General features: G+C 43.2%; 1 protein-coding gene. It reads left to right on the top strand.

What is annotated here, in order from left to right; translation table 11 throughout:
• The coding region (locus tag Y882_RS20640; protein WP_211259238.1) for a non-contractile tail sheath protein at window positions 1-215 on the top strand (215 nt) is incomplete at its 5' end.
• Window positions 216-287 lie beyond the last annotated feature (72 nt).

Here is a 287-nt window from a genome sequence, read left to right as displayed (position 1 = left end):
ATGCTGCCGTGAATAGACTAGGGTATCCATTGAATGTAGTTCATTACTTCATAGGATTCGTACTGTTACCTGAAGATGCTAAGAAAATCTGGGCTGATGTTGATAAGGCGTGGGGATTGGCACTAGAGGCAGGTATCCCACATATCTACCCGTGGTCATACACACAGGTAATGAGGGATGGTGTGATTTATGCCGTACCTAAAGTATGTGGATGATACTAGTAAATATCGGTACTATTTGACGGGTGTATAAACACACTCTCTGTTCATTAGGACTAACAGAGCCGG

This window comes from Dyella japonica DSM 16301 (assembly GCF_001010355.1).
Taxonomy (GTDB): domain Bacteria; phylum Pseudomonadota; class Gammaproteobacteria; order Xanthomonadales; family Rhodanobacteraceae; genus Dyella; species Dyella japonica.
This window is presented reverse-complemented; position numbering and strand designations above follow the sequence as displayed.